This is a genomic window from Bowmanella pacifica, from assembly GCF_014645355.1.
In the GTDB taxonomy this organism is placed as follows: Bacteria; Pseudomonadota; Gammaproteobacteria; order Enterobacterales; family Alteromonadaceae; genus Bowmanella; species Bowmanella pacifica.
In genome coordinates this window covers 278180-303925 of record NZ_BMLS01000001.1, presented here as the reverse complement: position 1 = coordinate 303925, position 25746 = coordinate 278180, and the positions used below count along the sequence as shown (strand labels likewise).

The 25746-nt window shown below is 50.0% G+C and carries 15 protein-coding genes; 13 read left to right on the top strand and 2 right to left on the bottom strand.

Annotated elements, in window-relative coordinates:
- Positions 1 to 5 precede the first annotated feature (5 nt).
- The 5 genes from IEX02_RS01255 to IEX02_RS01235 all read left to right on the top strand — a co-directional run bounded on the left by IEX02_RS01255 (position 6) and on the right by IEX02_RS01235 (position 10113).
- Positions 6 to 2258, top strand: a complete 2253-nt coding sequence (locus tag IEX02_RS01255) for an alpha-amylase family glycosyl hydrolase (RefSeq protein WP_188689104.1) — start codon at positions 6 to 8, stop codon at positions 2256 to 2258.
- 66 nt (positions 2259 to 2324) lie between these two features.
- Positions 2325 to 4214 (top strand): glycoside hydrolase family 13 protein, encoded by a 1890-nt coding sequence (locus IEX02_RS01250; RefSeq protein WP_188689101.1) that lies wholly within the window; start codon positions 2325 to 2327, stop codon positions 4212 to 4214.
- Between the two features lie 648 nt (positions 4215 to 4862).
- On the top strand, positions 4863 to 7658 hold the full coding sequence (locus IEX02_RS01245; RefSeq protein WP_188689099.1) for a TonB-dependent receptor: 2796 nt from the start codon (positions 4863 to 4865) through the stop codon (positions 7656 to 7658).
- 123 nt (positions 7659 to 7781) lie between these two features.
- On the top strand, positions 7782 to 9275 hold the full coding sequence (locus IEX02_RS01240; protein WP_188689096.1) for a tryptophan halogenase family protein: 1494 nt from the start codon (positions 7782 to 7784) through the stop codon (positions 9273 to 9275).
- 133 nt (positions 9276 to 9408) lie between these two features.
- On the top strand, positions 9409 to 10113 hold the full coding sequence (locus tag IEX02_RS01235) for an OmpW/AlkL family protein (protein ID WP_188689092.1): 705 nt from the start codon (positions 9409 to 9411) through the stop codon (positions 10111 to 10113).
- Positions 10114 to 10185: 72 nt separating this feature from the next.
- On the opposite strand, the gene IEX02_RS01230 is transcribed toward IEX02_RS01235, so the two are convergent.
- On the bottom strand, positions 10186 to 11571 hold the full coding sequence (locus IEX02_RS01230) for a M14 family metallopeptidase (protein WP_188689090.1): 1386 nt from the start codon (positions 11569 to 11571) through the stop codon (positions 10186 to 10188).
- Positions 11572 to 11719: 148 nt separating this feature from the next.
- Between IEX02_RS01230 and IEX02_RS01225 the strand changes: the two genes are divergently transcribed.
- The 8 genes from IEX02_RS01225 to IEX02_RS01190 all read left to right on the top strand — a co-directional run bounded on the left by IEX02_RS01225 (position 11720) and on the right by IEX02_RS01190 (position 24111).
- Positions 11720 to 12757 (top strand): S66 peptidase family protein, encoded by a 1038-nt coding sequence (locus IEX02_RS01225; RefSeq protein WP_188689087.1) that lies wholly within the window; start codon positions 11720 to 11722, stop codon positions 12755 to 12757.
- Positions 12758 to 12827: 70 nt separating this feature from the next.
- On the top strand, positions 12828 to 13685 hold the full coding sequence (locus tag IEX02_RS01220) for a hypothetical protein (protein ID WP_188689086.1): 858 nt from the start codon (positions 12828 to 12830) through the stop codon (positions 13683 to 13685).
- A 181-nt stretch (positions 13686 to 13866) separates the two neighbouring features.
- On the top strand, positions 13867 to 15705 hold the full coding sequence (locus tag IEX02_RS01215) for a glycoside hydrolase family 13 protein (RefSeq protein WP_188689083.1): 1839 nt from the start codon (positions 13867 to 13869) through the stop codon (positions 15703 to 15705).
- A gap of 45 nt (positions 15706 to 15750) precedes the next feature.
- Positions 15751 to 18174 (top strand): glycoside hydrolase family 31 protein, encoded by a 2424-nt coding sequence (locus IEX02_RS01210; RefSeq protein WP_188689080.1) that lies wholly within the window; start codon positions 15751 to 15753, stop codon positions 18172 to 18174.
- 11 nt (positions 18175 to 18185) lie between these two features.
- Positions 18186 to 20063, top strand: coding sequence for an alpha-amylase family glycosyl hydrolase (locus IEX02_RS01205; RefSeq protein WP_188689078.1), 1878 nt, complete (start codon positions 18186 to 18188; stop codon positions 20061 to 20063).
- A 276-nt stretch (positions 20064 to 20339) separates the two neighbouring features.
- Complete coding sequence (locus IEX02_RS01200; protein WP_373284959.1) at positions 20340 to 21830, top strand: MFS transporter; 1491 nt, start codon at positions 20340 to 20342, stop codon at positions 21828 to 21830.
- Positions 21827 to 23503 carry an alpha-amylase family glycosyl hydrolase gene (locus IEX02_RS01195; protein ID WP_188689077.1) on the top strand — a complete coding sequence of 559 codons (1677 nt, stop codon included), beginning with the start codon at positions 21827 to 21829 and terminating at the stop codon, positions 23501 to 23503. Before IEX02_RS01200 ends, IEX02_RS01195 begins: the two co-directional genes overlap by 4 nt.
- 209 nt (positions 23504 to 23712) lie before the next feature.
- Positions 23713 to 24111 (top strand): DUF3718 domain-containing protein, encoded by a 399-nt coding sequence (locus tag IEX02_RS01190; RefSeq protein WP_373284958.1) that lies wholly within the window; start codon positions 23713 to 23715, stop codon positions 24109 to 24111.
- A gap of 51 nt (positions 24112 to 24162) precedes the next feature.
- Here the strand turns inward: IEX02_RS01190 and IEX02_RS01185 are convergent, their stop codons facing one another.
- Positions 24163 to 25746 carry an L-lactate permease gene (locus IEX02_RS01185; protein WP_188689070.1) on the bottom strand — a complete coding sequence of 528 codons (1584 nt, stop codon included), beginning with the start codon at positions 25744 to 25746 and terminating at the stop codon, positions 24163 to 24165.

Here is a 25746-nt window from a genome sequence, read left to right as displayed (position 1 = left end):
ATAGCATGGAGTTCCGTCATTTCAAATACCGTAGTATCCCCATCAAACTCAGTTTACTGGCACTAACCTGCTTCTCTTCACTGGCCTTGGCTCAACAAGCCATTGGACCTGTTACCGGCAAAGACGTCGTTTATCAGATTTTAACTGACAGATTCTACGACGGAGACAGTACCAATAATATTCCTGCCGGCTCACCGTCACAGATTTTTGATGGTACCGGCAGTGATCTTAAGCTTTATCAGGGCGGTGATTTTCAAGGTATCATCGATAAGATCCCCTATTTGAAAAATATGGGGGTAACGGCAGTGTGGATTTCTGCACCTTATGCGAATCGCGACGAACCCATCATAGATTATCAGGCTGGCGGCGGCCAAATGGTGTGGTCCAGTTACCACGGCTACCATGTCAGCAACTACTATCGTACCAATGCACACTTTGGTGATATGAAGGATTTCACCGACATGGTGAATGCGTTACATAATGAAGGCATTAAGGTTGTTATCGACTTTGTATCCAACCACAGTAGTCGCTGGCAAAATCCCACCAATAGCTTTGCGGCTGAAAACGGTAAGCTGTTCGAGCCTGATCGTGACGGTAACGGCGATTTTGTGTTTGATGGGAATGGCAACCCGGTTGATTTAAATAGCGACGGCAGTAGCGACAATCTGATTGCTGATCCTAACGGCACAACTAACCCCGGCTGGTTTCACCGAATAGGTGATAGAGGCTCTGACAGCAGCCGTTTTGGCTATCGCTATCGTGATCTCGGTTCATTGGCAGACTTCACTCATGAGCTTCCTGAGGTTGTGGCTTATTTAGAAGAGGCGGCCACCTTTTGGAAAGCTAAGGGCATAGACGGTTATCGCCATGACGCTACCTTGCATATGAATCCGGCTTTCGCCAAAGGCTTCAGAGACGCTATTGATTCTGCGCCAGGAGGAGCGGTGACACACTTTGGTGAGTTTTTCATTGGCAAACCCGATCCAAAGTACGCGGAGTATGAATCTTTCCCAGACCGTACAGGCATCAATAATCTGGATTTTGAGTATTTTCGTACCCTAACCAATGTTATTGGGAACGGATCTCAGAATATGCAGGATCTGGCCAGTTTCTATCAGTACACCGGCAACGACTACGCCTATGAAAACCAAACTGTCACTTTTATTGATAACCATGATGTGCCGCGCTTTTTAAGGGTAAACAGTGATCAACGCAGTCTGGATGTGGCGCTGGCGTTAACATTAACCTCCAGAGGGATTCCAAACATTTATTACGGTACTGAGCAGTATGTGAATGGTCATGATGGCAGTGAAAATGGCGGGCGGGTGTTTATGCAGACCGATACCAGCTTTAGTCAAACCACCAAGGCTTACAAAATCATTCAAAAGCTATCGGCATTGCGTCAACAAAATGATGCGTTAGCCTACGGTCAAACCAGTATCTTGTATTCCAGTGCCGACGTGCTGGTAATGTCCCGTAAGTTCTACGACAAACAAGTAATTATTGCGGTCAATCGTAGTCCCTATAACAGTTACACCGTGCCAGCGCTTTCTACCTCAATGGCGACAGGCGGCTATAGTGATGTGCTGACCGGTGAGTTGGGAGGAAGCAGTGTGAATGTCAGTGGCGGACAACTGGCGTCATTTCATCTTGGCCAGCAAGAGGTCAACGTATGGAGTTATGATCCGAGTTTAGGCAGTGCGCCTAAAATTGGTGATATGCAGTCTACGGTTGGACGCGCGGGTAATCAGATTAAGATTTTTGGCACGGGGTTGGATGGTGCTTTGCAGGTGAAGTTTGACACCACTAGTGCCACAGTAGTGGCCAATGATTATCACAGTGCTACTGTGACTATCCCGGCGGTGTCGGCAGGTCCTCGCTCTGTGACTGTGGTGAAAGGTGGTGTCACCAGCAATACCTTCGCATTTGAAGTATTGTCCGATGATCAGAATCAGATGATCTTCCATGTGGTTGCCTATACTCAGCCCGGTGAGCAGTTATATGTGGTCGGGAATATCCCTGAACTGGGTAGTTGGGATCCAGCCAAGGCATTGGATGCCTTTCATAACCCGAACCCCAGTGAATGGTGGAAATGGTTTTTGCCTGTTAGCGTACCTAAAGGAACTAATGTCGAGTTTAAATACATCATTAAGGATAGTGCTGGCAACGTAACCTGGGAGTCCGGTGCTAACCGCACGGCCAGTTCGTCAGCGTCTGCCTCTGGTGTTGTAGACCTACCTGAACATACCTTTCAATAACAGACGATAGGGGGGCTGTGTTACCACAACTGGCCCCCTTTTCTTATAAGGACAGTGTTATTACCCATGAATAAGTGTCAACTATTTGCCTTGCTAACCTGCTTTGCTGCCAATGGCTCAGTCCAGGCGCAGTGCCCGCAAAATTCAGATGCCACCCCAAGGGGGCCTATTGCGCTGAATAACAGCGGAGAGTTTGTGCCAGCCTGGGCTAAGGATGTGGTGTGGTATCAGATTTTTCCTGAGCGTTTTCGTGATGGCGATCCCAGCAATAATCCTAAAGTCAGTGATATTGTCGGGGCCGACCCGGCAGCGCCACCTAAGGCCTGGAATATTCATCCCTGGGGCAGTGACTGGTATAAGTTACAGCCTTATGAGCTGGAAAATGGTGAAAAGGCCTTGTGGATGCATATGCTTCGCCGCCGCTACGGCGGTGATCTGCAAGGAGTGATAGATAAGCTGGATTATTTAAAAGAATTGGGCATCAGTGCTATTTACCTCAACCCGGTATTTGATGCGCCTTCGCTGCATAAATACGATGGCGCCAGTTATCACCATATTGATCCTAACTTCGGTCCGGATCCTGAAGGCGATCGGGCTTTAATGGCGACAGAGCAAGCCTGGGATCCCAGCACCTGGGTATGGACTAAGGCTGACAAGCTGGCACTTAAACTGATTGAGCAAGCTCACCAGCGTGGTATACGTATTATCTTTGATGGTGTATTCAACCATATGGGGATTAACAGCTTTGCTTTTGTGGATTTGAAAAAGAATCAGCAGGAATCCCCCTATAAAGACTGGTTCAATGTGGTGTCCTGGGATGACCCCAAAAAGGGCACTGAATTCGACTATTTAGGCTGGTTTGGTGTGAAGTCTTTGCCTGAGTTTCGTGAAACCGACGAGGACCTGGCACCTGGACCCAAGGCCTATATTTTTGCTGCCACCGAGCGCTGGATGAAACCGCAAGGCTCTGGCTTTTCCCAAGGCATTGATGGTTGGCGCCTGGATGTGGCCTTTTGTGTTGGTCATGGTTTTTGGAAAGATTGGCGTGCCCACGTAAAACGCCTGAATCCTGAGGCATACCTTACCGCAGAAATTGTTGACCATCCGGACAAGGTTAAGCCCTATCTGCAAGGGGACGAATTCGATGGTGAGATGAATTACAACTTTGCCTTTACGGCGGCAGAGTTTTTATTCAACCCGCCTCACATGGCCATTAGTGCCAGTGAGTTTGATAGCAAACTCAAAGAGATGCGCGAACTTTACCCTAAAGGCGTGGCGTATGTTACGCAGAACTTGTTTGGCAGTCATGATTCGAATCGTATTGGTTCTCACATTGTGAATCGGGGGATAGGTAACTTCCGTGACTGGGGTAAGTATTTCAATCTTTCGCAGGTGGGTAACAATCCAGACTATCAGGTACGTAAGCCCAATGCAGAGGAGCTGCAACTTCAGAAGCTATTTGTGATACTGCAAATGACTTATGTGGGGGCACCCATGGTGTACTACGGTGATGAAGTGGGAATGTGGGGGGCCAATGACCCTGATGACCGCAAGCCCATGATTTGGCCGGATATTCGTTATGAAAATGAAGTTACTAACCCGGATGGAAGTAAACGTTCAGCCGACAAGGTTGCAGTTAACCAGGACTTGCTAGCTCATTATCGCAAGCTTATTGATATTCGTAACCAATATGTCGCCCTTCGGCAGGGGGATTTTCAAACCATATTGGTGGATGACGAGCGGGGTTTGTATGGTTATGAGCGACAATATCAGGGACAGCGAGTATGGATTGTGCTCAATCGCGGGTCGCAGTCCCAGCAGATTTTACTGGAGAATAGTGACAGACAACATTGGCTGGAACTGGTCAGTAACCTGCCAACTAAGCAACAAGGAGATCAGTTGCAAATCACACTCCCTGCCTATTGGGGGGCGGTAATGATTGCGAAACCCCACTAGGGGCTTTTGTTTCAAGTAGAGATGTTGTTCAAATCCAGCCCTTCTGGTCACGATGCCGAGCAGAAGGGACTGGGTTGACCCTTCGGGCAGTGCTTGTGGCCACTTTCTACGGCGTTATTATTCACTTATGTAGAATAACTCCGTTCAGTCTGCCTTGTATTAAGAGTTCATAAACTGCTGAAAAATCAGACTCTAACGCTAATCCCCCCTAGGTTGGCATTCCTTGCTGCTAAGTGGGGAGTCTTGTACTCTCGTATTTTTTGCAGCGATATGTCATTTGGCCCCAGTATGCTGAATAGGCTTGCCACTGCTTCCCGTCAAAACCCTTGGCACTTATATGGTCTGAAAGCTTTCAGGCTGGTTTTCAGGGCCCGGAGAGCGTGTTATTTGTAAACATTTTGTTTGCTGTACTAGAGTTATCAAAAGTCTTTTCTGTTCTTCATCCCGCGTAAATACTGATGTCAACCAGGGAATGTTAACGAAATGTTTTGCATGAGGTTATGAATACGTATGCAGGTGGTTGTGTCGATTAAACCGCCAGCGATACTATCCTTTGCAACATTTTTGACACACTTTTGCAGTCGTTTGTGAAAGTTGGTCCTTGTTAAAGGGCCGGTTAAAAGTACACAACAACTCAGGACTCCAGGCATGAAAACATTTAAACCCAATCTCATCACTACGGCTTTACTATCCGCAGGTTTGACATTGATGTCATTGCCAGTGACAGCACAACAGGCGGATGCCTCACAAAGTGAGGACGAAAACGTTGAAGTCATCAAAGTGTCTGGCATCCGTGCCAGCTTGCAACGTTCTCAGGCGTTAAAGATGGATAACACCTCGCTGGTGGAAGTCATTACCGCTGAGGATATCGGTAAACTGCCAGACTCCAGTATTGCTGAGTCTATTGCCAGATTGCCGGGATTAGCAGCGCAGCGCCTGGATGGACGAGCAAGCTCTATTTCCATCCGGGGATTGGGCGAAAATTTCAGTGCCGCTACCTTTAATGGCCGAGAACAGGTTTCGCTGGGTGATAACCGTGGGGTGGAGTTTGATGTCTATCCCTCTGAAATCATGAACGAAGTCATGGTTTACAAAACCCCTGATGCCACTCTGATGACACAAGGGATCGGCGGTACTATTGATATGCGCACCGTAAAGCCGCTTAGCTTCGGCGAACAGAGCATGTCCTTTACACTGCGTGGTGAAAAGAACGATATCGGCAAGCTCAATCCCGATGGGGAAGATACCGGCTGGCGCGGCAGCTTCTCTTATATTGATCAGTTTAATGATGACACTGTGGGCTTGGCCGTGGCCGTTGCCCATATGAAGTCCCCTAATAATGAAGAGCGTTTTAACACTTGGGGCTGGCCTGATGGAGTCGTGGGTGGTTTTAAACCTTTTGTACGTTCATCCGAATTGACCCGTGATACCGTGATGGCGGTGCTGGAGCTGGCCCCTAACGATAAACTCAAAGTCAATGTGGATGCCTTATATATTGATTTTGAAGACGAGCAGTTACTGCGCGGTGCCGAAATACCAGCTGCCTGGGGAGATGCCGGCATTACTGTGACCAACACAGTCAACGGCTTAAGTCAGACCGGCGTTATCGGTAGCGTGGACTCGCCGGTAGGGGTGGTTGTTCGTAACGATATGAACCTGCGTAAGGCGGATTTGACTGCTGTGGGCTTTAATGCCGAATATGCTGTGACCGACTTACTCACTCTGGAATTCGATGCGGCGTATTCAAAAGTTGACCGCAGAACCTGGTCCTTGGAATCCTATGCGGGATCTGGCCGCGGCGCGGCATACCGTCAACCCGAGCAGATCGGCTTTACTATGCTGGATAATAACCAAGGCGTTAGATTCGATCCTCAACTGGATTATGGCAGCCATGATGTTATCCAACTGGGTAACCCTCAGTCATGGGGATGGGGTAACCTCACCGATCTTCAGAGTGATGATGACCAAGATGGTTTCATCAACACCCCAGAGGTGGATGACGAACTGACTACCTTAAAACTGGCCGCCGAGCGGGTCTTTGAGGATGGCATTGTCAGCAGTATTGAATTTGGTGCTTACTATAGCGACAGAGAAAAGAGCAAATTTGATCAGGGATTATTCCTGACCCTGCCTCAAGCACTGGACGCCAATGGTAATGTGATCCCTGGCTATCGCATGCCGGTACCTGAAGAGTATCGTTTACCCAATGTATCCCTGGATTTTATTGGTTTTGGCGACATGATTGCCTACGATGCGTTCCGCTTCTGGCAGGAAGGTAATTACAGCGAATATGATTCGCGCCTTTCCGATCCCGAGCGGATCAAACAAACCTGGACAGTGAAAGAGAAAGTCTACACCGCCTTTGTTAAGGCGAATCTTGAAACCGAAATCGGCAATATTCCTGTGCGCGGTAATGTGGGCTTGCAAGTGGTTCGTACTGAGCAGGAGTCTACTGGTGGTAGCGGCAGACGACTGGCCGATCGCACTATCTCGGTTCAGCCAACCTTCGGTGGTGATGAATTTACCGAGCTGTTGCCCAGCCTGAACCTGATCTTCGATGTGGCTGACCAGCAACTGGTGCGTTTCGGTGCAGCCCGCACTATGTCGCGCTCCAGGATGGACAGAATGAACGCCAGCTCGGGGGAATTATCCTGGAATGAAACTGTTGGTGTTTGGTCAGGCTATATTGCGAACCCAGAGCTTCGTCCTGTGATGGCCGATCAGTTGGATCTGACCTATGAAAATTACTTCCATGAGGAAGGGTATTTCGCTGCGGCGGTATTCTATAAATCGCTCAAAGACTGGCAGTTAGAAGTCCCGAGCTTGGTCGATACCTCAGACCTGACTCCTCCCAGTGGTGAGCCAGTTGCGCCATTAGGCGTCATGACGTCCTGGCAGAACTTGGGTGATGGCGATATCCAGGGGGCCGAGTTTACCCTGTCCTTGTCAGGCGGTATGTTCTCTGACGCGCTGGAAGGCTTTGGGGGGATTTTCTCCGCCACGTTCCTAGACAGTTCCATCGATTTTATGCTGGATGTTCCCACAGATACCAGTGGTGGCGTGGAGCAGCGTGAGTTCAATATCACCGTTCCGGGTCTGTCTGATGAGGTGTATAACGCCACGGTTTACTATGAAAATGCCGGTTTTGAGTTCCGGGTAAGCTGGCGTAGTCGTAGTGATTTCCTGGGAGAAGTATCAGGTTTGAGTTTGTCTAAGGTGCCAGTACAGGTGCTAGGTAGCGACCTGGTTGATGCGCAAATCAGTTATGACTTCTCTGAGTCTGGTATTGACGCTCTGTATGGCCTGACGCTGACCCTACAAGGTCAAAACCTGACCGACGAAGCTTTTGTTACTGCGCATACGGCCGATGGCAATGGTTTGGATGTCAGGGATGCTCAGGTGTTCGGACGCAACTTTATGTTTGGTTTGAACTATAAGTTCTAAGCCCTTTTAGGAATAGTGAAGACACCCCTGTGCGAGCGCTCGACAGGGGTGTCTTTTTTTCTGTTAGGCTTTGCATAATGGCGTTAAAAAAGATCACTGGATTTAAGCAAGAAGGATGACAGGATGCGTGTAGTGATAGTGGGAGGTGGCTCAGCGGGGTGGATGGCGGCAGCCATGTTGTCGCGTATGATGGGACGACAACTGGACATTACACTGGTTGAGTCCGATGACATTGCTACTGTGGGAGTGGGTGAGGCAACCATTCCACCTATTCAACACTTCAACCGCGTATTAGGTATCAGTGAAACGGATTTTCTGCGTGAAACCGGCGGGACATTCAAGCTAGGTATTGAGTTTGAGAATTGGCTCGAGCAGGGGCATTGCTATATGCATGCGTTCGGTGGCCTGGGCAAAGAGATGGGCTTGTCGCCTTTTCATCACAGTTGGTTACGTGCTGTTGCCCATGGTCGAAACGACAGTCTGTGGGACTTTTCCCTTAATTATCAGGCGGCGAAGGCGAACAAGTTTCAACCGCTTAGCAGTATCCCTAATACTAAGTTACCCGGACTGGTGCACGCCTATCATTTTGATGCCGGTTTGTACGCCAAATATCTGAGTAAACTCAGCCGGGGCTGGGGAGTGAAACGTGTTGAAGGCCTGATTGAACAGGTTAATCTCAGGCAGGTCGACGGTGCCATAGAAAGCCTGCGGCTTCGCAGTGGTGAGCAAGTAGAGGCTGACCTGTATATTGATTGCTCTGGCTTTCGCTCCTTATTGCTGGGCAGTGCATTAAAGGTTGAGTTTGAAGACTGGCGTCATTGGTTACCTTGCGATCGTGCCATGGCGGTTCCAAGTGAGCGCATTGCACCGTTACAACCTTATACCCGCTCCACTGCGCATCGAGCCGGTTGGCGCTGGCGCATTCCGCTTCAGCATAGAACCGGCAACGGACTTGTTTACTGCAGTGAGTATTTAACAGAGGAGCAAGCTTCTGTCCTGTTGATGGAGCAGTTAGATGCCCCGGCTTTGGCTGAGCCTCGCCTGATTCACTTTACTACAGGCAGACGCAAGCAGCAGTGGCACAAGAATTGTGTGGCACTGGGGCTGGCCAGTGGTTTTCTAGAACCTTTGGAATCGACCAGTTTACATTTGGTGCAAAGCGGTATTGTCAGGTTGCTTAAGTTGTTTCCCAGACAAGGTTGGGTGCAGCAAGAAATTGATGAATTTAATCGCCAGTCACAAACTGAGTTTGAACAAATCCGGGACTTCATCATTCTGCACTATGCTCTTAATCGACGGGAAGAGCCGTTTTGGCAGCGGTGCCGGGATATGCCCATCCCCGAAAGTTTAAGCCAAAAGCTGGCGCTTTTTGCCAAGACCGGCAAGGTGTTCAGAGAACAGGACGAGTTATTTACCGAGGTTGCCTGGCAACAGGTCATGCTAGGGCAGGGGATTCAGCCTGAGGCATATCATCCGATGGCGGATGCATTATCCGAAGCGCAGCTCAATGAACTGCTGGACAGTCTGAGAACTATTTTTGCCGGCACAGTGCAACGTCTCCCTGCCCATGATGAATTTATCAACAGTTATTGTGCATCAAGCAGCACCTTTTGTTGACCTGGATCATGGTTGTGCTGTTTGCCCCTATGCCCAGCTAAGACAGCATGTGAAAACTTGATCTTAATCAGCTTTTTTAGATCAATAGGAGCAGACAATCCTCTCCAGACACACAACACTTTGGAGAGAACAAATGAAATCTCTGTTCACCACTTCTGCTTTGGTTGCCACTTTATTCGCCCCAGCTGCGCTGGCCAATTTTCATGTCAACGTTGGCGCCATTAACGTTAACCCTAACGCCGACAGTACTTACCTGAATGTTGTTGAGACAGTGGCTGGTTTGCCACAAAACTCCAGCAAACTGGATGTCGATAGCAATACGCAGTTGGGCCTGACGTTCGACTACGATCTGAATGACAACTGGACCCTGGAGCTGATCGCTGCCACACCATTTTCTCATGATATCAGCCTGGACAGCTCCGTTGGCGCTGTAGATGGTTTGGATGTCGGTGAAACAAAGCACCTGCCACCGACTTTCCTGGTGCAATACCATTTTATGGATAAGCAGCAGGCATTCCGTCCCTTCGTTGGACTGGGTTTGAACTACACGCTGTTTTTCTCAGAGAAAGTCAGCCCGGCTTTAACCGATGTGCTGGTTGCGACCGGTGCAGCGTCAGAAGGTGACAAAGTGAGTTTGCATCTGGATGACTCTGTCGGTGTGGCGGTACAGGCTGGTTTTAATTACCGTTTAAATGACAATTGGGGTGTGCACGCTATGGTTGCGTGGGCCGATATTGATACCGATGCCGAAGTACGTATCAATGGTGCCAATGTGCAATCTGCTAAAGTCAACATTGACCCCATGATCTTTATGCTGGGCGCTCGCTACAGCTTCTAAGGTTCCCAACCTCTGTCAGAGGCGGCGGTGTCGAGAGACGCCGCCTTTTTTATTTGCGCTACTTTAGCCGATTCAGGTGCTGTAACTGTTCAGCACCTTGCCACTGCCGAGATCGATCAATAAACCTTGAATAACCGCAATTTTCCTGCCGTCCTTGTGGTGTAGGAAAAACACCGCTTTATGTCCTGCGCGAGGGCGAGAGTCTGACATGCTGGTAGAGCTGGTTGCTATTGGTAAACCGCTTTGATTGTCCAGTTGCTCTGCGGAAGATTGAAAATATCCGTAACCCTGATTCAGCAAGGCAAGATAATCGGCTTGATTGAGTGTCATGGCTTCGGTCACCGCATAGCCTTTGGCCGGCTGGTATTGCCAGTGATTGGCATCAAACTCAAAGAAGCCGAGGTAGGGGGATAGGTCACCCACTTCTTTTATTCTTGGCTGCTTAGCACCCGGTAGATTCAGGTCAAGCGCCAGGTCAACACGGTATTTTTGGGTGCCTTCCTGAACCTGCAAGTCGGTAAGCAGCACATCCTGAAAGACCCCGCGGCGATTAAAGGGAATCGCCTGATACGCTGATAAATCTTGCTCGGTGTAACTGCCGCTTTGAATGCTGTCGATAGCAGTGCTGAGCATGATCAGATTCATTTCCCTGGCCACCTGACGATTAGGATCCTGCCGGTGGGCACCAGATTCAATTAGTATGGTACTGATCCCCATGCCGGCCAGGTTATCGCCAAATGCCCGCGGAGCGTAGGTATCGTCATAGCGCCCCAGATGCTCGGGAATGCGTTCATCGGCCACCTGTTTCAACACGCCAATTACTTGCATGGCGCGGTGTCTGGCGGGGCTGATACTTTTTCTGTCGTTAAAGGCCGGTGCCAGCAGCGAAATGGTTGCGGGGTTGCTATGGTGTCCGGCACTGTAAAAGCGATTTTGGTCATGCAGGTTAAAGCCAAAGTCTGGCTTGAGTTCCTTCGCTTGGGCAAGCAGTAGTCGTCCTTCCGGGGTTTGCAGCGCGCGGGCATCACGATTGATATCTATGCCCTGCGCATTGGTACGGGTGGCCTGCTCTGCACCATCCGGATTTAGCATGGGAATCATATAAATGGTTAGTTTGTCCTGCCAGCTTTGTCGCCACTCTTCTTCGGTGGCCATGCGGTTGATTAAATCAAATAAGGCAGAGGTGGCTGTGGATTCGTCACCATGCATTTGTGACCATAGCATCAATTTGGTACTTCCCTTGCCTATGGTTATGCGGTGAATCGGCTGACCAAGATAGGAGCTCCCAATGGGCGTGACCTCAAACAGTGGATTGTCAATAACCTGTTGCAGATGGGATTGAATATCCACAGGGCGGATCTGGGCTTTATCCAGCCCCTCCACCCGATAGGAGGACCAGTTTTCGGCAGACACTGGCAATGACATAAAAAGGCTCGCAAGCAGAATAACAGACTTCATTGTTTATTACTTATATGTGATTTTGTGGTAATAATTTATTTTTAAAAGGTTAATGACAGGTCAAAGGTAAGTCAAAGTGTTGACCGCCATTTTGTCCTAAATTATCCGCCGTGCGGCGGAACCCATGATATTAATCGGAGGTGTTTTCATGGATCGTAGAGGCTTTTTTAAAGCATCCGCAGCGGGTTTGCTCGCCAGTCAACTGATTCCATCCGTCAGTCAGGCTGCGCCAGCCAGAGCCAGCGTGAGGCCCAAAGCTCTGAAGCCCGGGGATAAAATCCGTCTGGTGGCGCCGGCCAAAGCGATTTTTGATCCTATGGAACTGGACATTGCTAAAGAATCCTTTGAAGCCATGGGGCTTAAAGTTGAAGCGGGCCAGCATGCGTTAGATCGCCACGGGTACTTGGCTGGGCAAGATAAGGACAGAGCGGCAGATATCAATGATGCCTTTGCTGACAAATCGGTAAGCGGCATTGTTGCCGTGCGGGGCGGATGGGGATGTAACCGCCTGTTACCTTACCTGGATTTTGCCACTATTGCTGAAAACCCCAAAGTAGTGTTGGGTTACAGCGATATTACCGCTTTGCTGAATAGTTTTTACCAGCATACCGGCTTGGTGTCTTTTCACGGGCCGGTTGGCATGTCGTACTGGGGCCAGTTCCAGGCCCAGCAGGTACAAAAACTGTTATTTGAAGCGCAAGCCAGTCAGATGCAGAACCTGGCTGAGGCAAACGATGCGCTGACCATGCGCAGTAATCGTGCCCGCACCATCACCGGTGGCAAAGCAACAGGTGTACTGGTGGGGGGCAATTTAACCGTCTTTTGTAGCTTAGTAGGAACACCCTATCTGCCGGATATGCGTGGCAAGATTCTGATGCTGGAAGATGTGGGAGAAGCCATCTATCGTATAGATAGGTATTTTTCTACCCTGCAGTTGTCGGGAATGTTGGAACAGGTGGCCGGTGTCGTTTTTGGTCACTGTACAGAATGCGAACCACAAAAAGGTTATGGTGGTTTCACCCTGATGGAAGTGATGGAACATTATCTCAAGCCTTTGGGCGTTCCTTGCTATGTCGGGGCACAGTTTGGTCATATTAAGGACAATCACATCTTACCTGTAGGTGGTGAGGTGACCTTGGATGCAGACGCCTGTACGCTGGATATGAAAGCCAGTGTGATTGGTTAACTGTACAAGGAGATAGCGACAAGGAAGTTAAAGACTTAAGTCGGGTTCGCAAAAGGAAAAGGAGATGCTTATGCGAACCTGGCTTACAAGCTTTGCCCTTGTCCTTTGCTCTGGCTGTTATGCTGATGAGCAGGACAGCGTGCATTGGCTTGTTGTGGATTCCCCGCCGTTATTTGTCGTGCAAGACGGCACCCTAACCGGGGGCGCAATTGGCACTTTGCTTTTGCATCTGGTTGCGCAAATGCCTCAGCGCCATGTTATTGAAGTATCAAACAATAACCGTGGATTTAACGATATTCGCCAGGGTAAACCGCGCTGTGCAGGGGGCTTGGTTAAGAATGCACTACGCGAAAGTCTGATTCATTTCTCATTACCTGTTTTACCTTTTCTCCCTAATGGTCTGGTCTACGCGACTGCCAACTCGCCGCTGGTTGAGCGTCATTATAACGACGGGCAGGTTAATGCTCGGGCGCTGTTAATGGAGCCGAAGTTACGTATCGGGCTTATCGCCGGGCGCTCAAATGGCGAGTTGCTTGATGCGCTGTTAAATCAGACGGCAATGAAATCGCGATTGATGGCTTTTACCAAAACCAATGATGCAGAAAAGTTACTACATATGGTGTCTTTACAGCGTTTGGATATTGCCATTGTTAATCCCACCGAAGTGGGCTTTATGCAAAAGCAGGGAGAGCTGGAAGAAAACCTGCACTTTCTGCCCTTGATGGCACAAAGTGCAGAACAGTATTTGTATTTTGGCTGTACCAAAGGTGAGTGGGGCGCGCAGCAAATCGCACGGATTAACCCCTATCTGACAAACCGGGCTTTGCTGGCGGAGGCAGCCGCTATTTATGCGGAATACTTGCCACAACCTTTAGTGGATTTTTATCGCCAACGGACCAGCGCTTTTTTAACTAATAGTGCGCTGTAACACTCTGTATCGCAAAGATTAAGGATGAATACGTATGCAGGAAGCTGCATGAAAAATAGCGGCTGGGTAACATGATTGCTGCTATTGCTTGTGCATAAACTGCTGGCTGCCAATGTGGAGATGTCATCCGGCACAACAATTTCACTCCATCACGGGGTGACATACAAAGGAGTAAAGGGGTATGACACGTTGGCTGATAGGGTTTTGTTTGTTAGTGAGCCTGCCAAGTTTCGCTGATATACAACTTCAGCGGGTAGAGCCAGCCAATTGGTGGGTGGGTATGCAATCCCAACGGCTGCAGATCATGTTGTATGGCGAGCAGGTCAGTGACTACGAGCCCAGTTTGCATTACCCCGGCGTTACATTAGTGAACACCGAACGAGTAGACAGCCCTAATTACCTGTTTTTAACTCTTGAGCTGGCAAAAGAGGTCAAGCCAGGTCTTGTTTCTATTCAGCTCAGACAAGGGGACAACATTGCCCTAGTGCATAAATACCCGTTGCTGGCGCGAGATAATGCCTCGGCCGGTCGGCCAGGATTCTCTGCTAAAGACAGTATTTATCTGATAACCCCGGACCGTTTTGCCAACGGGAACCCTGACAATGACAGTTTGTCAGCCCTTGAAGACAAGCTGAACAGGACGGCTCCCGGCGGCCGTCATGGGGGAGACTTACAAGGCATTATCAACCATCTGGATTATATTCAGGCCATGGGCTTTACCCAGATATGGCTTAACCCGGTGCTGGAAAATGCGATGCCCAGCTATTCGTATCATGGCTATGCTGCCACAGATTTTTATCGGGTCGACCCGCGCTATGGCAGCAATGCCTTGTATCAGCAACTGGCGCAGCAGGCCAACGCACGCGGCATAGGTGTGATCATCGACGTGGTGCTTAATCATATTGGCTCACAACATTGGTGGATGCAGGATCTGCCAAGTTCTGACTGGCTTAACTTTTCAGGGCAGTTTGTGGCCACCACGCACCGCAGAGAAGCCTTGCACGATCCTTATGCCACCGACTGGGATAAGCGCCATTTTAGTGATGGCTGGTTTGTGGAAACTATGCCGGATTTAAATCAGCGCAATCCCTTGCTTGCCACTTATCTGATTCAAAACAGCATCTGGTGGGTGGAATACGCCGGACTTAGCGGTATCCGTATCGACACTTATTCCTATTCCGAACCTGAGTTTTTAAGCCAGTACACGGCGCGCCTGATGGCCGAATACCCCAACCTGAATATGGTGGGGGAGGAATGGACCCTGAATCCCAGCATAGTGGCCTACTGGCAGCGTGATACACAGCGTCACGATGGTTATCAATCGCAGTTGCCCAGCCTGTTTGACTTTCCATTGCAGGCGGCGCTTGTCAGCGGCCTGACGAGTCAGGAAAACTGGAACTCGGGATTGCGGGAAATCTACTTGTCGTTAGCGAATGATTACCTGTATGGCCGCCCACAAGACTTGGTGGTGATGCCGGACAACCATGATATGAGCCGTATCTTCACACAGTTGCAAGGGGATCCTCAGTTGTGGCGCATGGCTATGGTGTTTTTTGCCACGGTGCGCGGTATCCCGCAGTTTTTCTATGGCACCGAGATCTTGCTGGCAAACCCCGATAGTGATGACCATGGTGAAATCCGTGCTGATTTTCCTGGCGGTTGGCCGGCCGATAAACAAAATGCCTTTACCGGCGAGCACCTGAGTCCTGATGCCAAGATGGCTCAGAACTTTATGCGTCAGTTGCTCAACTGGCGAAAGAATGCGGTCGCGGTGCATCAGGGGCGATTTGTGCATTACGCGCCACTGGAGGGCACTTACCATTATTTTCGATTAAGTGAAAAGCAGAATCTGATGGTGGTGCTGAACAAGAATGACCAGCCGGTCAAACTGGACCTGCAAAGGATGCGGGAAACCTTAACGGAATTCAGCACCGCTACCGAAGTGTTGAGCGGTAAATCGACAGCCTTGGCTGATATCAGTGTACCGGCCAGAACGGCCAGTATTTTCGAACTTAATTAATAGCCGTCAAGACGGTTTTAACCTTAAGCAGGGACACAGAAACCTATGCCAATGATATCAATCAGGGGAATGTGCAGCGTAGTATGGCTGTTTTGCTTCAGCCTTCAGGCCGCAGAGGTACTACAAGCCAGTTTTGATGGTCAAACACTCAAGCTGACCACCGATGAGGGGCTGGTGACATTGACCGCCTATCAAGGCAGCACGTTTGAAGTTCTGTATCAGGTCAAAAATGAAATACCGTTGCCGTCCTTTGCTATTAGCGAACAGGCAGTCAGGGAGAATGCCAAGTATCAGGAAGGTCGTGGCACCTTAACCCTGACAAATGGTCAATTGAGCGCGAAGATCCAAAAATCCCCTCTGCAAATCAGTTATTTCCGCAATGGACAATTGCTGTTGGCTGAAGAGAAAGGGGCCTTTTTGCAACAGACGTTGCGTGGCTTTCGCTTTAACCTGCAGGCTCAGGAAAAGCTGTTAGGTGGCGGGCAGCGGGTGCTTGGTATGGACAGACGTGGTCAGCGCTTGCCACTGTATAACCGCGCGCACTACGGATATGGCACTGAGTCCAAACAAATGTATTACAGCTTGCCTATGGTGCTGTCCAGTCATCAATACATCTTGGCGTTTGATAATGTTGCCAGCGGGCAGTTGGATTTAGGTCATAGCGAAACCGATATCCTGCAATTTGAAGCCGCAGCGGGAAGGCTGGGGTATTTAGTTACTACAGGCAACGACTTTGGACAATTGATTGAACATTTTACCGCGGTTACCGGCCGTCAGCCTATGCCGCCACGTTGGGCGTTGGGTAACTATGCCTCACGTTTTGGCTATCGCAGCGAAGCACAAACCCGCCAGGTGGTGGAGATGTTCCGAACCGAAGATATCCCGCTGGACGCTGTGGTGCTGGACTTATATTGGTTTGGTAAAGATATCAAAGGCATGATGGGTAATCTGGATTGGGACAGGCAAGCCTTTCCCCAGCCTGAGAAGATGATGGCGGATTTTGCCGCCGATGGTGTAAAGACCATCCTTATTACTGAGCCTTTTGTGCTGACCACTTCCGACAAATGGCAAGAAGCGGTAGATGCTGGTGCACTGGCAGAAAATCTGGCCGGGCAGCCCAAACGTTTTGATTTTTACTTTGGCAATACTGGCCTTATTGATGTGTTTGACCCTAAGGCACAGGACTGGTTTTGGCAGACTTATAACACGTTGCTTGGTCAGGGTGTTAGCGGTTGGTGGGGCGATCTGGGCGAGCCGGAAGTGCATCCGGCCGATACCTTGCACAGACTGGCAGACGGCCGTCAGGTCAGTGCGGATGAAATTCACAATGCTTACGGGCATCAATGGGCCAAGATGCTGTTTGAGCGTCATCGACAAGCACGCCCCGAGGAGCGCCCTTTTATTATGATGCGCAGCGGTTTTGTTGGTTCACAGCGCTACGGTATGATTCCCTGGACCGGGGATGTGAGCCGTGCCTGGGATGGCCTTAAACCTCAGGTGGAACTTAGCTTGTCTATGGGGCTGCAGGGGCTGGCCTATACCCATTCGGACTTGGGCGGTTTTGCCGGTGGTGATGAGTTTGATGCCGAACTTTATACCCGCTGGCTGCAGTATGGGGTGTTTCAGCCGGTCTACCGACCTCATGCCCAGGAGCATATTGCCCCTGAACCTGTGTTTCACGATGAAACCACCAAAGCCATTGTGCGTGACTTTATCAAACTGCGTTATGCACTGCTGCCCTACAACTACAGCCTGAGCTACCTTAACAGCCAGACCGGTATGCCGTTGATGCGGCCGCTGTTCCTGGAATCTGGGGATATGACCCAATTTAACAACACCAGCAGCTACTTGTGGGGGGATGCCTTTTTGGTGACGCCGGTGGTGGAACCCGGAGTGAATAAGGTGGAGGTCGAGTTGCCGGAAGGGGTGTGGTTTGACTATTTCAGTGGTCAGCGTTTTGAGGGCGGGCAAGGTATTCAGTTGGCTACGTCTTTACGTACCTTACCTGTGCTGGTACGTGGCGGCGCTTTTGTTCCCATGATTGCACCGCCTGTCAGTACCCAGGCTTATGACAGTAGTGAGTTGATACTCCATTACTATGCCGATGAATTGGTGCCACAGGGGCAAGGGCTGATGTATGACGATGACGGGCAAAGCTTCGATGCCGTTGGTAAAAAACAGTATGAGCTATTGCACTTCAATGCACAGCAGCAGGGCAACAGATTGGCGCTACAGCTTAAACGCGAAGCCTATGCGTATCAGGGCATGCCAGAGCAGCGCAGCCTGTATCTGCACATCCACAACTGGTCTTCGCAACCCCGTTCGGTAACGCTTAACAATGAGGTCATACCAATGGCGGCCAATCAGGGTAAGTTTGATGCGCTGAAACAAGGTGCCTGGCTCGATGGTGAGACGCTTAAGATTAAGTTGGAATGGGCGCTGCCCACCCTGGAACTCAATATCCAATAATGGGAAGTCCTATGTATAAAGCTTATTTATCGCCACTACTGGTGGCTGTGTTGATGGGCTGCAGCCCAGCCCCAGAATCTGCCAAGGATAAGGAGGATGTGGTGAGCAACGAGGAACGTCTCAGCGCCAAGCCGCGACCGGTGATTTATCAGATGATGACGCGTTTGTTTGGTAACACGAACACCAATAACCAGCCCTGGGGAACCATTGCACAAAATGGGGTGGGTAAGTTTGCCGATATTAACGACAAGGCCCTGGCAGGTATTAAAGCGCTGGGGGCGAATTACGTCTGGTATACCGGGGTTCCTCATCATGCCGTGGTAGCGGACTACCAGGCGTTTGGTATCAGCCCCGATGACCCTGATGTGGTAAAAGGACGTGCCGGTTCACCTTACGCGGTTAAAGATTACTACAACGTTAATCCTGATCTGGCCGAAGATCCTGGCCAGCGTTTGGCTGAGTTTGATGCCCTGATTGCCCGCACCCATGGGGCGGGACTTAAGGTAATGATTGATATTGTGCCTAATCACGTGGCCAGACGATACGAGTCCATCAGCAAGCCTGCTGGCGTGAAGGACTTTGGCGCCGATGATGACACCAGCCAGGCTTATGCCAGACACAACAATTTTTACTACATATCCGGACAGGCTTTTGAAGTGCCTGATGGCGTGCAGCCCTTAGGCGGTGAAGTGCATCCTCTGGCAGACGGGCTGTTTGAAGAAATGCCAGCCAAATGGACGGGGAACGGCGCACGAAGTGCCAAGCCTGCGGGCGATGATTGGTATGAAACCGTTAAGATCAACTTTGGCGTGCGTCCGGACGGCAGTTATGATTTTCCAACCCTGCCAGCGGATTACGCAGACAAAAGTTGCCAGGCGCATCTTCAGTTTTGGCAGGATAAAGATCTACCCGATTCCTGGCATAAGTTCCGCGATATTGCCTTATATTGGACCGCCAGAGGCGTTGACGGTTTTCGCTATGACATGGCGCAAATGGTGCCTGTGGAATTCTGGAGCTATTTGAATTGCTCCATTAAAGCAGAAAATCCCAATGCCTTGTTACTGTCGGAAATCTATATTCCCGAACAGTACCGTGACTATATCCGTCTCGGCAAAATGGATTATCTGTATGACAAGGTCGGCACTTATGATGCGCTGCGCGCTATTGTAGAAGGTAAAGCCAGTACCAAGATCTTGCCTGCGTTGTTTAATAACATGGCGGATATTCATTCGCACCTGCTGATGTTCCTGGAAAACCATGATGAACAGCGTATTGCCAGTCCCCAATTTGCTGGCGATCCGCGTAAGGCCATGCCAGCCATGACGGTTTCGTCTTTGGTGGCCGGAGGCGCCAATTTACTTTACTTCGGTCAGGAGGTAGGGGAAACGGGAGCCGGTGATGCCGGCTTTGGTAAAGCCAGCCGTACCACTATCTTTGATTATTGGGGCGTGCCGGCGCATCAGCGCTGGATGAATAACGGCGAGTTTGACGGTGGCTTGCTAAGCAAAGAGGAAATGGCCCTGCGGGACTTTTATCGCCGTTTGCTGAATCTGGCTGCGAATGAGCCTGCCCTGCAAGGTGAATTTGCTGATTTACATATGGCTAATCAAACCACCCCTGGCTACCACGATCAGCTGTATAGTTTTGCTCGCTTTACCGAGCAACATGGGGTGCTAGTGGTAGCAAACTTCTCTTCGCAGCAAGTGCAGACTTTTGAGCTGCTAATTCCCCCTGGTGTGGTTGCGGCTATGGGGATTCGCAACGGCGAATACCCCTTAAATAATAGCCTCAATCCAGGAGCAACAGTTTCTCTGAAGGTTTCACAAGGTGAGGGGAAGCTTAGCCTTAATCTGGCACCCCTTGAATCTGTGGTTTTAAAGGTTAGATAAAAGAGGGCTTCTACGAATGGTGCTATCAGGGATATGAATACGTATGTAAACGGGTTAAAAGGCTCGTGAGGGATACAGAGATTTTGTAACATCACGGTTAGTTGATTATTTACATTCGGATTACATTTTCCTGGGCATCGTTTTATTTCCCAGAATAATCCAGACCGAGAGCATACTATGCAGAATGTCAGTCAAGCTACGCCGCTAACTTCGGCCCAGTCCAATGCAAGAATCGCCGGTGCAAAGCCATCTTTAAGTTTCTGGCAGATCTGGAACATGTGCTTCGGCTTTTTGGGGATCCAGTTCGGTTTTGCTCTGCAAAATGCCAATGTCAGTCGTATCTTTGAAACGCTCGGAGCGGATTACAATAATCTGGCTATCTTATGGGTAGCGGCACCGGTTACCGGCCTGATTGTACAGCCTATTATTGGTTACCTGAGCGATAATACCTGGACCCGTTTTGGTCGCCGCCGTCCCTATTTCGTGCTGGGGGCTCTGCTGGCCAGTTTTGCTTTGTTTGTGATGCCTCACTCCCCAGCCTTATGGATGGCGGCTGGCATGTTGTGGATTATGGATGCCTCCATCAATATTGCCATGGAACCTACCCGTGCTTTTGTGGGGGATATGCTCCCCAAGCAGCAACGTGGTATGGGCTATGCAATGCAGAGTTTCTTTATTGGGGTGGGGGCCGTCGTTGCCTCTGCACTGCCCTGGATGATGAGTAATTGGCTGGGGATTAGCAATACCGCGCCAGCCGGGGTGATTCCTGATTCTGTGCGTTTTGCCTTTTATGCCGGCGGGGTGATCTTTCTGCTGGCGGTGCTGTGGACTGTGTATACCACCAAGGAATATTCTCCTGAGCAGTTGGCAGCCTTTGAAGCGGCAGATAAAGCCATTGAAGGGGATAGTTACGAGCAGCATAGCTCAAAGTTAAGACCCGTCTCGGCAAGCTACCTGCATGGCGGTATCTGGTTGGTTGTCGGCTTAGTGCTTTGGGCTGTTATCCAGACCAATATAGATAAGTTGGATAAGAACTTATTTATTCTCGCTGGTGGCGGTATAGCCTTTGGGGTTTGTCAGATAATCGCGGGCTGGTTGGCCAGCAAGGAACGTCATCACAACGGTTTTTCGGTGGTGATGAATGATCTGTTTTCCATGCCTACCGCGATGAAACAACTGGCGTTTGTGCAATTTTTCTCCTGGTTTCCACTTTTTGCCATGTGGACTTATATGACAGCGGCGGTGACGTCCCATCATTTTGGTAGCAGTGACCCTACCAGTGCCTTATACAATCAGGGCGCCGACTGGGTAGGAGTACTCAACGCTACTTACAATGGCGTGACTATTTTTGCCGCCATGCTTATTCCGCTGGTGGTCAGGCTTACCAACTTGCGTATTGCTCATATGCTGAATCTTTTTCTTGGGGGGCTGGGTTATATCTCTTTTCTGTTTATTTCTGACCCTGATCTACTGATTATTCCTATGATTGGCGTGGGGTTTGCCTGGGCGTCGATTTTGGCCGTGCCTTATGCGATTTTGTCCAATAGCCTGCCGGCCAACAAAATGGGCGTGTTTATGGGCATTTTTAACTATTTTATTGTGCTGCCGCAGATCCTGGCTGCCAGTATTCTGGGCTTTTTGGTCACCCGAATTTTTGACAGTCAGCCGGTTTACGCACTGGTAGTGGGCGGCTGCAGCATGCTGCTGGCCGGAGTGCTGGTACTGAGGGTGAAAGAGCCGCGCTATCAGCAGGAGCCGTCGGCATGAAGTTGAAACCGAGTTTCGTCGCTGTTGCCATGCTGAGCCTGGTAGGCTGTGCCACCCAGCCTCAAGAAAATAAAGCCGCTCCAGCACAATATGTTGGCACCACGCATCCCTTTGCCGCTGAGGCTATCTACTTTCTGATTACTGACCGCTTTGTGGATGGTGATCCTTCCAACAACCATGAGCATCAAGGCGGAGAGCATCCCACCTTTAATTTGCCCTTGATAGGAGAGGATGGCAAAACCGCCAATGTGGGGTATATGGGCGGCGATTTTCGGGGCGTGCTGAACAATGCTGCCTTCATCCGCGATATGGGTTTTACCGCCATCTGGATGACACCCATAGTGGACAATCCGGATGAGGCCTTTGCCGGAGGCGAGCCGATTAGCTTTGGTGGGGCCTTTAAGGACGGCGGGAAAACCGGCTATCACGGTTATTGGGGAGTGAACTTTTTTAAGGTTGATGAACATTACCCTTCTGTTGGGTTGGAATACGCTGACCTGACTCGCAGTTTGCGTGAACAGTTTGGCCTTAAAACCGTGCTGGATGTGGTCACTAACCATGGTTCCCCGTCGTTTTCTATGCCCACAGACCAGCCCAAGTTTGGAGAAATCTACGGCAAAGACGGGCGTTTACTGGCCGACCACCAAAACCTGACGCCCGCACAGTTGAGCGCTGATAACCCGCTGCATCAGTTTTTTCACCGTGAAGAAGACATACTGCAACTATCGAATCTGAACGACGAAAACCCCGCGGTGTTGGACTACTTTGTGGACGCCTACCGCCATTGGTTAACTCAGGGGGCGGCGGCGCTGCGTATTGATACCATCAAGCATGTACCACACCATTTCTGGAAGCAGTTCAGTGACAGGCTACGTGCGCAACACCCTGATTTGTTTATGTTTGGTGAAAGCTACGACTACAACGCCAATTTTATTGCGCAGCACACCCTGGCTAAAAATGGTGGCATCAGCGTATTAGACTTCCCTGGTCAGCAGGCTATCAGCAAGGTGTTTTCTGCATCAGACAGTGATTTTGCCGAGCTGCTCGCTTACTTGCATCTGACTCATGGACCTTATGCCAATCCTTATGAGCTGACGACCTTCTACGACAACCATGATATGGCGCGGATGGATGCCAGTGACAACGGCTTTATTGATGCGCACAACTGGCTGTTTACCAGTCGCGGGATCCCTGTGGTGTATATGGGCTCAGAAATGGGCTATATGCGCGGCACAGTGGAGCATCAGGGCAATCGGAACTACTACGGCCAAGGTAATATCGACCTGGCCAAACAGCATCCTATTCATGCTCAGTTGCAGCGTATCGCCAATGTGCGTAAAGCGGTACCGGCCTTACAACGCGGTTTACAGCTCAATCTGACCTTTGCGGGCAATCAGGCGGCATTCTATCGGGTGCTGCAGTCTGATGACGAGGCGCAGACGGCGTTGGTATTGCTTAATAAGGGGGATAGTGCCGCGCATATGAAAGTGCAGCGCTATATGCAGCCCGGTGTCTGGCGCGAACAACTAAGTGGAGAGGTCATGCAGATAGGAGAAACAGACAGTCTGGAGGATAATATTCCTGCTCATGGGGTAAGAGTGTGGGTGCGGGAAGGTGTGATTGAGCAGCAGGAATTGCGCAACGCCTTGTCTGAATTAATCTTACACAGGTAAAGCCGCCGCTTTTAAGCCAAGGTGAAGCCTGTCAGTCTTGATATGAAATATGGCTCTAGGCTAGATGTCCTCTGAGCTATAGCGCTTCGGAATTATACCTGAAAGGGTTTTTGGTATGGTTTTGAATACCAACGTACCAGTTTCGGGTCTGTAATTGATAATTGTACATTTGTTAACCTCTTTTATGTCAGGACACTAGGAGAGGCAACATCATGAAAAAATACACATTTATCTTGTTGAGTGCGGTATCGGCGTCATGTTTCGCACCAGCCAGTTCGGCAGATATTAATGAAGCGCTGGCCAACATCTGCACTATCGTAAAGAACGACGACAAATCTGAGCTGCGTAAAAAGCTGAAAAATGTACAGAATGACTACAATCTGCGCCTGGGTGATTATTATTCTGGTATCAGTTGTGGCGGCAATAGTTTGATTCGTTATGCGATGGAAAACAGCGCGGTGGATACCGGTACTTATATGATTAAACGCATGGGTAAAAGTGATTTAACCCAGGTTGAACAAGATGGTATGGCATTGAAGGATTGGGCCCAGAATAATGGTTACCTGGAAAAGCCCATAGGTCAGGAGCTGGTGGCTCGTATCAATTAAATCGACGTTTTTTCTTAAGCCCGGTTCGACCGGGCTTTTGTTTATCTGCCTTTAGGCCAGGAAAAAGGCAACCAGTGCGGCCGCAAGGCAATAGTAAAGCATCGGCCAGAAGGTAAAGCGGATGATCTTGCCTTCCTGGCCATTTAAGCCCACGACACTGGCCGCCGCCACTACATTCAGTACGCAAATCATATTGCCGGCATTGGCGCCCAGCATTTGTAGCGCCAGTATCAGATTTTCCGGTTGTCCTGCCAACTGAGCGGCAGATTGCTGGAGTGAAGAAAACATCAAGTTAGAGAAAGTGGCTGAGCCGGCAATAAATGATCCCAATGCACCTATCAGTGGTGCCACCATCAGCCAAGCTTGTGCGAGATGATTAGACGCCAGCTCTGCCAGCGCCATGGGCATACTATTAAGGCTGTTGTCGTTGAGTTCTGAGTGCAAGAACAGCCTGACCATTGGTACCGCAGCACAGAGGGATATTAATGCGCCACGCAAGCTGAACAGGCTGGCATACCAGGCATTAGCGAGTTGTGCAGGCTTAATTTTATGTGTGAATAAGGTTAACAGTGCAGCCAGCATCATGATGCCACCAGGCAGGTACAGCGGCTGGAAGCTCACCGATAGCTCGCTACCAAAGATACCTGACCAGCTTAATTGGGCTTGTTGCAATAGGGATTTTACCGGCAATGCGGGTATTCGGCTGATGACCAGCAACAGGGTTGCCGCCACATAAGGTAGCCAGGCCAGTAACAGCTGTCTGGCCGCTGGCATACGCGCCTCGGCTGGTAACTGTTGGTCATCCAGTGCCCAGTGCTGTTTGGGCAACAACCAGCCTTTTCTAATCAGCAGCGTGGCCAGTACCAGACCTAGCATAGCGCCCAGTAGTGAAGGGAATTCAGGCCCCAATAACCAGGCAACCATATAAGCTGGAAGAGTGAAGCCCAGTCCACAAGCGAGAGCGAATGGCAACATGGCCAAACCGGCTTTGAAATTGGGCCGCTTGGCAAACCAGGTTGTTAGCATCACGCAAAGGATTAGCGGCAGTATAGATGCCACCAGAATATCTATGCTGATTGCCTGAATGGCAATGTTTTGAATATGTTCATCTGTGGTGTTGAGCCCTTGCTTTAGTCCAACCAGCACTGGGGTGCCTATGGCGCCGAAGGACACCGCGCTGGAGTCAGCAACTAACGCCAGAACTACAGCCGCCAGCGGTGGGAAACCAACTGCCATAAGCAGTGGGGCACAAATGGCGGCAGGCGTGCCAAAACCGGCAGCTCCCTCTAAAAAACTGCCAAACAACCAGGCGATAAGGACCAACTGTACTCTGGGATCTGGCGATAGGGCGGTGAATCCCTGGCGGATCACATCCAATGCACCGCTTTCCTTTAAACTGTTGAGCAAAAATAAGGCGCCCACTAGGATCCACAGAATAGACAGCGCCAGAACTAGGCCTTCTGCCACGGAAGCCGCCATTTGCAGGGGCAACATGCCCCAGATGAAATAACTGGTCAGGGCACAGAGTAAGAGACTAAGCGGCATGGCCTTACTTGCAGGTAAGCGGAAAACCACCAGAAGCAAAAAGGTTGAGCCTATGGGGGTTAACGCAGCGATGATCTGCAAGCTATCCAT

Excerpts from the sequence above, each read along its gene's own strand:
- IEX02_RS01255 (WP_188689104.1), top strand. The coding sequence starts at position 6 with ATGGAGTTCCGTCATTTCAAATACCGTAGTATCCCCATCAAACTCAGT.
- IEX02_RS01250 (WP_188689101.1), top strand. The coding sequence starts at position 2,325 with ATGAATAAGTGTCAACTATTTGCCTTGCTAACCTGCTTTGCTGCCAAT.
- IEX02_RS01245 (WP_188689099.1), top strand. The coding sequence starts at position 4,863 with ATGAAAACATTTAAACCCAATCTCATCACTACGGCTTTACTATCCGCA.
- IEX02_RS01240 (WP_188689096.1), top strand. The coding sequence starts at position 7,782 with ATGCGTGTAGTGATAGTGGGAGGTGGCTCAGCGGGGTGGATGGCGGCA.
- IEX02_RS01235 (WP_188689092.1), top strand. The coding sequence starts at position 9,409 with ATGAAATCTCTGTTCACCACTTCTGCTTTGGTTGCCACTTTATTCGCC.
- IEX02_RS01230 (WP_188689090.1), bottom strand. The coding sequence starts at position 11,571 with ATGAAGTCTGTTATTCTGCTTGCGAGCCTTTTTATGTCATTGCCAGTG.
- IEX02_RS01225 (WP_188689087.1), top strand. The coding sequence starts at position 11,720 with ATGGATCGTAGAGGCTTTTTTAAAGCATCCGCAGCGGGTTTGCTCGCC.
- IEX02_RS01220 (WP_188689086.1), top strand. The coding sequence starts at position 12,828 with ATGCGAACCTGGCTTACAAGCTTTGCCCTTGTCCTTTGCTCTGGCTGT.
- IEX02_RS01215 (WP_188689083.1), top strand. The coding sequence starts at position 13,867 with ATGACACGTTGGCTGATAGGGTTTTGTTTGTTAGTGAGCCTGCCAAGT.
- IEX02_RS01210 (WP_188689080.1), top strand. The coding sequence starts at position 15,751 with ATGCCAATGATATCAATCAGGGGAATGTGCAGCGTAGTATGGCTGTTT.
- IEX02_RS01205 (WP_188689078.1), top strand. The coding sequence starts at position 18,186 with ATGTATAAAGCTTATTTATCGCCACTACTGGTGGCTGTGTTGATGGGC.
- IEX02_RS01200 (WP_373284959.1), top strand. The coding sequence starts at position 20,340 with ATGTGCTTCGGCTTTTTGGGGATCCAGTTCGGTTTTGCTCTGCAAAAT.
- IEX02_RS01195 (WP_188689077.1), top strand. The coding sequence starts at position 21,827 with ATGAAGTTGAAACCGAGTTTCGTCGCTGTTGCCATGCTGAGCCTGGTA.
- IEX02_RS01185 (WP_188689070.1), bottom strand. The coding sequence starts at position 25,746 with ATGGATAGCTTGCAGATCATCGCTGCGTTAACCCCCATAGGCTCAACC.